The organism is Nocardioides sp. P5_C9_2 (assembly GCF_054049555.1).
This window is the reverse complement of record NZ_JBFUMD010000221.1, coordinates 1-6,057: the sequence shown is the minus strand read 5'-3', so window position 1 is coordinate 6,057 and position 6,057 is coordinate 1. Positions and strand designations below refer to the sequence as shown.

The 6,057-nt window shown below is 70.5% G+C and carries 4 protein-coding genes and 1 riboswitch; of the genes, 2 read left to right on the top strand and 2 right to left on the bottom strand.

Annotation, left to right across the window (positions count from 1 at the left end; translation table 11 throughout):
- Positions 1 to 1,182 (top strand): RNB domain-containing ribonuclease (locus ACXJKL_RS12185; RefSeq protein WP_457207313.1); only part of this gene is annotated, 1,182 nt, incomplete at its 5' end.
- Positions 1,183 to 1,590: 408 nt separating this feature from the next.
- Here ACXJKL_RS12185 and ACXJKL_RS12180 read toward each other — a convergent pair.
- Together ACXJKL_RS12180 and ACXJKL_RS12175 are read right to left on the bottom strand one after the other, a co-directional pair.
- Positions 1,591 to 2,613, bottom strand: a complete 1,023-nt coding sequence (locus tag ACXJKL_RS12180; protein ID WP_457207312.1) for a ribonucleotide-diphosphate reductase subunit beta — start codon at positions 2,611 to 2,613, stop codon at positions 1,591 to 1,593.
- Entirely contained in the window at positions 2,610 to 5,006 is a 2,397-nt protein-coding gene (locus ACXJKL_RS12175) for a ribonucleoside-diphosphate reductase subunit alpha (protein WP_457207311.1), read from the bottom strand. Before ACXJKL_RS12175 ends, ACXJKL_RS12180 begins: the two co-directional genes overlap by 4 nt.
- A gap of 139 nt (positions 5,007 to 5,145) precedes the next feature.
- A riboswitch (cobalamin riboswitch) is annotated at positions 5,146 to 5,371 on the bottom strand.
- 164 nt (positions 5,372 to 5,535) lie between these two features.
- Between ACXJKL_RS12175 and ACXJKL_RS12170 the strand changes: the two genes are divergently transcribed.
- Positions 5,536 to 5,928, top strand: a complete 393-nt coding sequence (locus tag ACXJKL_RS12170) for a hypothetical protein (protein ID WP_457207310.1) — start codon at positions 5,536 to 5,538, stop codon at positions 5,926 to 5,928.
- Positions 5,929 to 6,057 lie beyond the last annotated feature (129 nt).

The window sequence follows — 6,057 nt, the reverse complement described above, 5'->3', positions numbered from 1 at the left end:
GTCGTGCACTACGCGATCGCGGACCTCACGGCCTTCATCATCCCCGGCGACCCCCTCGACGAGGAGGCCAACCGGCGGGGCGAGACGCTGTACGGCGCGGACTCCAAGATCCCGCTCCACCCGCCCGTGATCTCCGAGGACGCCGGCTCGCTGCTCCCCGACCAGGTGCGTCCCGCCCTGGTGTGGACCATTCAGGTCGACGCGACGGGGGAGGGCACCGACGTCTTCGTCGAGCGGGCCCGGGTGCGGTCGCGGGCCAAGCTCGACTACGCCACCCTCCAGGAGCAGCTCGACGCCGGCACCGCCGACGAGATGTTCACCCTGCTCAAGGAGGTCGGCGAGCTCCGGCTGACCCGCGAGGCGGCCCGCGGCGGCGTGTCGCTGCCGCTGCCCGAGCAGGCGATCATCGACGAGGGCGGGCGCTGGCGGCTCGAGTTCCGCACGATGCTTCCGGTCGAGACGTGGAACGCGCAGATCTCGCTGCTCACCGGCTTCGCCGCGGCCTCGCTCATGGTCTATGCCCGCGTCGGGCTGCTGCGCACCCTGCCGCCGGCCGACCCGCACGACGTGCAGCGGCTGCACCGCACCGCGCGGGCCCTGGGCATCGAGTGGCCGGCCGAGCAGCTCTACCCCGACTTCATCCGCACCCTCGACGTCTCGCTGCCTGCGCACGCGGCGATGGTGGTGGCGTGCACCCGGCTGCTGCGCGGCAGCGGGTACGTCGGCTTCAACGGCGACCTGCCCGAGCAGCCGCAGCACTCGGCGCTGGCCTCCGAGTACGCGCACGTCACTGCTCCGCTGCGCCGACTGGTGGACCGCTACGCCCTGGAGATCTGTGTTGCGCTCTGTGCGGGCGAGGAGGTGCCCGGCTGGGTGCTGGCCCGGCTCGGGGACCTGCCCGACACGATGCGCGAGTCCGGCCGGCGGGCCAACCAGTACCAGAACGCCGTGCTCAACCTGGTCGAGGCGGCGATGCTCGCCCCACGGGTGGGGGAGTCGTTCCCGGCCGTCGTGCTGGAGACCGACGAGAAGGACGACCGGCGCGGGGACGTGACCGTCCAGGAGCCGGCGATCGAGGCGACCGTGGTCGGCACCCGTCCGCTCCCGGTCGGCGAGGACGTGTCGGTTACCCTGACGAAGGCCGACGTCGCGACCCGGAAGGTCGAGTTCACGCTCGAGTGACCGCGCGGGCCCGGACTGTGGAGGAGCCGAGCGGACGCCGGTGCTGGCGCCGTACGGCGGGTGCTCCGGCACGCGGACGCCCGGGCGGCCAACCCCTTCGAGTCGGTCCTGCGGGCGCTGTGCCTCGAGTCGGGCCTGTCAGCCGAGCCGCAGGGCGAGGCCGTCCTGGGGCGCGACGTCATCCACCCGGACGTGGTCTGCCGCGAGCGGCTTGCTGCGATCGAGGGCGACTCGTGGGACCGTCCTCCGGTTCACCTGGGAGCAGGTGATGCTCGACCAGGGCTACGTGCGCTGGGTGCTCGCCCGGCTGGCCGAGCGTGTCGGACGTGCCGAAGTCGGGTCCACCCTGGTCCGGCCCCCTGAGGGCGCCGCCCGGGTGGGACTTCTGCACGTCCGACACGCCGGGGGTCAGAAGTCCTCGTCGAACCCGACCGATCCCGAGACGCCGACCTGGTACGCCGACACCTTGCGCTCGAAGAAGTTCGACAGCTCCTGCACGTCCTGCAGCTCCATGAAGGCGAGCGGGTTGACCGAGCCGTAGATCGGCTCGAGCCCGAGGCGCTGCATGCGCCGGTCGGCGACGTACTCCAGGTAGGAGCGCATGTCGGTCGTCGAGAGGCCGGCGACCCCGCCGCCGAGAAGGTCCTCGGCGAACTGCGCCTCGGCGTCCACCCCGTCGATCATCATCCGGCGTACGTCGGCGACGAGCTCCTCGTCGAACAGCTCCGGCTCCTCCTCGCGGACCGTGTCGACCACGTCGAAGGCGAAGGCCATGTGCATCGACTCGTCGCGGAAGACCCAGTTGGTGCCAGACGCCAGCCCGTTGAGCAGGCCCCGCGAGCGCAGGAAGTAGACGTAGGCGAAGGCGCCGTAGAAGAACAGGCCCTCGATGACCGCGGCGAAGCAGATCAGGTTGAGCAGGAACCTCCGGCGGTGCTCGCGGGTCTCGAGCGCGTCGAGGTCGAAGACCGAGTCGATCCAGCGGAAGCAGAAGTCGGCCTTGGCCTTGATCGACGCGATGTTGTCGACGGCCGCGAACGCCTCGTGCCGCTCCTTCTCGTCGGGGACGTAGGTGTCGAGCAGGGTCAGGTAGAACTGCACGTGCACCGCCTCCTCGAACAGCTGCCGGGACAGGTAGAGCCGGCCCTCGGGGGAGTTGATGTGCTGGTAGAGGTTGAGCACCAGGTTGTTGGCCACGATCGTGTCGCCGGTCGCGAAGAACGCCACCAGCCGCGACACCAGGTGCCGTTCGGCTTCGCTGAGCCGCTGCAGGTCCTTGAGGTCGGAGTGCAGGTCGACCTCCTCGACCGTCCAGGTGTTCTTGATCGCGTCGCGGTAGCGGTCGTAGAAGTGCGGGTAGCGCATCGGCCGCAGGGTGAGGTTCATCCCCGGGTCGAGGAGCATCGTCGTGTTGTGGTGGCTGATCGTCACTGGCAGGCCTCGCAGCTCTCGGGGTTCTCGAGGGAGCAGGCGAGTGCTTCCTCGTCGGGGACGGGTGGGACGACGACGGGCTCGTAGACGGACGTCGTCGTCTGCTGGATGCGCGTCGCGGGGCGCGAGCGCAGGTAGTAGGTCGTCTTGAGCCCGGCCTTCCACGCGTGCAGGTACATCGAGCTGAGCTTGCCGATGGACGGTCCGGCGATGAAGAGGTTGAGCGACTGGCTCTGGTCGATGTACGCCGACCTCTCGGCGGCCATGTCGATGAGGGCCCGCTGCGGCAGCTCCCACGCGGTGCGGAAGAGGCGGCGTACGTCCTCGGGCAGCGCGGTCACGCCCTGCACCGACCCCTCGGCCCGCTTGATCTGCTCGCGCACCTCGGGCGTCCACAGGCCGCGCACCTTGAGCTCGCGCACCAGGGCGGTGTTGACCTGGAGGAACTCCCCGGAGAGCGTCTCGCGCTTGAAGAGGTTGGACACCTGCGGCTCGATGCACTCGTAGCAGCCGGCGATCGACGCGATCGTCGCCGTGGGGGCGATGGCGATGAGCAGCGAGTTGCGCAGCCCGTGCTCGGCGATGCGTGCGCGCAGCGCGGTCCACCGCTCGGTCTGGGTGCCGGTGACGTCCCACAGGTCCTGCTGGAGGACTCCGGCGGCGGCGCGCGTCTCGTCGTACGACGGGTGCGGACCGTGCCGTTCGGCGAGCTCGCAGCTCACCTCGAGCGCGGTCAGGTAGATCTCCTCGGAGATCCGGGTGGAGAGCTCGCGGGCCTCGTCGGAGTCGAAGGGCAGGCCGAGGGCGAAGAAGACGTCCTGGAGGCCCATCAGCCCCAGCCCCACCGGGCGCCAGCGGGGGTTGGACGCGGCCGCCTCGGTGCTCGGGTAGAAGTTGACGTCGATGACCCGGTCGAGCAGGGGGACGGCGGTGCGGACGGTCGCGCGCAGGGCGTCCCAGTCGAGCGAGCCCCCCGTCAGGTGACGGGCGAGGTTGACCGAGCCCAGGTTGCAGACGGCCGTCTCGCCGTCGGAGGAGACCTCGATGATCTCCGTGCACAGGTTGGACAGGTGCACCACCGGGCCGTTCGGCCCCTGTCCCGGGTGCTGGTCCCGGGTCTGGTTGCAGGTCCGGTTGGCGGCGTCCTTGAAGGTCATCCACCCGTTGCCGGTCTGGGCCAGGGTGCGCATCATGCGCGCGTAGAGGTCGCGCGCCTTCACCTGCCGCACGTAGCGGCCCTCGGCCTCGGCGGCCCGGTAGGCCTCGTCGAACGCGGCGCCCCACAGGTCGGGCAGCTCGGGGACGGCGTCGGGGTCGATCAGCGACCACACCTCGTCGGCCTCGACCCGGCGCATGAACTCGTCGGGCACCCAGTGGGCGAGGTTGAGGTTGTGGGTACGCCGGGCGTCCTCGCCGGTGTTGTCGCGCAGCTCGAGGAACTCCTCGACGTCGGGGTGCCACGGCTCGAGGTAGACGCAGGCGGCGCCCTTGCGGCGACCACCCTGGTTGACAGCCGCCACCGAGGCGTCGAGGGTGCGCAGGAACGGCACGATGCCGTTGGACTGCCCGTTGGTGCCGCGGATCAGCGCCCCGCGCGAGCGCACCCGGCTGAAGGACAGCCCGATCCCGCCGGCGAACTTCGACAGCTTGGCCACCTGCGCGTAGCGCGAGTAGATCGAGTCCAGGTCGTCCCGAGGGCTGTCCACGAGGTAGCACGAGGACATCTGGGTGTGCCGGGTGCCGGAGTTGAAGAGCGTCGGCGACGACGGCAGGTAGGCCAGCCGCGACATCAGGCGGTAGAACTCGATCGCCTCGCCCGGGGTCCGGGCGAGGCCGCAGGCGACGCGCAGCAGGAAGTACTGCGGAGTCTCGACCACGAGGCGCGACGACGGGTGCCGCAGCAGGTAGCGGTCGTAGACGGTGCGCAGGCCGAAGTACTCGAAGCGGCGGTCGGCGTGAGCGTCGATCGCGACGTCGAGCTTGCGGGCGTTGTCCTTGACGAAGGCCGCCGTCTCGTCGCCGATCAGCCCCTCGGCGTGACCGAGGGCCACCGACTGGCTGAAGGACGCGACGCCCTGGTTGCGCACCTCCTTGTCGATGACGCTCGACAACAGGCGGGCGGCCAGCTGGCTGTACTGCGGCTCCTCACCGATCATCTCGGCCGACGTCTGGATGGACAGCCGGTCGAGCTCGGCGGTGGTGGCGCCGTCGTACAGGCCGCTGATGGTGCGGGTGGCGACCCGCAGGGGGTCGACCTCGGTCAGGTCGTCGCTGCACCGGTCGATGGCGCGGACGATCTTGTTGACGTCGACGGGCTCGTCGTCGCCGTTCCTCTTGCGGACCTGCATCCCTGTGCGCAGCACTGTGCGGCCCGGCTGGGTGGTCACCGTCATTCTCTCTCCTCGCGAGACGGACTCGGGTCGGTCCGGGCGTGCGAGGGGTGACGGTGGAGCGGACGCCGCCGCGGCCGGAAGGCCGGGCATCGTCGTACCTGCCGTCAGCCGTCCCGCGCGGCGTCGGACCACCACACCCGACGGGTGTGGTGCGCTGGCAGGTCTTCGGACTCGCGGGCGCGCCTCGCGGCTCTCACCGGTCGACCCCTACCGGCCGTCGCTTCCCAGGTCGATCGCTCGACCCAGTGCGTGTGACGGCTGTCGTTCCCACTCACCGCTGCGGGGCAGTCCCGGAATCTCACCGGGTTCCCTCTTGCCTCGCGACGCCTGGCTGACGCCGCGAACCAGCTGCGTCGACCACGATATGTAGGGCCGTCGACGAAGTGGGGGACCACATCTTGTGTCGGCGTGTCCGCGGGTCAGGACCACCCGGATGCTCGGCCGGATGGTGGTCGTAGTACCACCGGACGATGGCGGACCGCACCGACGGGGAGTGAGACTCAGGGTCACCGCGACCAAGGAGAGCATCATGAAGAACCTCGCCGTCACCCTCGCCGCGAGTGCCCTGGTCGCCACCGGCCTCCCGGGCCTCGTGGCCTCTGCCGCGTCGGCGTCTGGTGGCGACGACGAGATGATCCGCACCGGCTCCTGCAACAGCGGCGCCTCCTGGAAGATCAAGGCCAAGCCCGACGACGGCCGGATCGAGGTCGAGACCGAGATCGACAGCAACCGCGCGGGCGAGCGGTGGGCGTGGGTCCTCAAGCACAACGGCAGCGTGTCCGCCCGTGGCTCCTCCCGGACCGGGAGCCGCAGCGGCTCCTTCGAGGTCGAGCGCAACACCGTCAACACCTCCGGCACGGACCGATTCCGGTTCCGTGCCACCCACAACGGCGCCCGGTGCGTCGCGAGGCTGTCGTACTGAGGGCACACGTCGCCCCCGGATCGGGTCCGGGGGTGGCGGCGCCTCGGCATACTTCGACCATGCCTCCTGTCGTGTCCGGACCAGTCGCGCGGCCCCCGTCGCGCGTGCTGCGGAGCCCGGTGGCCGTCT

What these genes read in the sequence shown, in the direction of transcription:
- ACXJKL_RS12175 (WP_457207311.1), bottom strand. Translation starts at nt 5,006, where the DNA reads ATGACGGTGACCACCCAGCCGGGCCGCACAGTGCTGCGCACAGGGATG.
- ACXJKL_RS12170 (WP_457207310.1), top strand. Translation starts at nt 5,536, where the DNA reads ATGAAGAACCTCGCCGTCACCCTCGCCGCGAGTGCCCTGGTCGCCACC.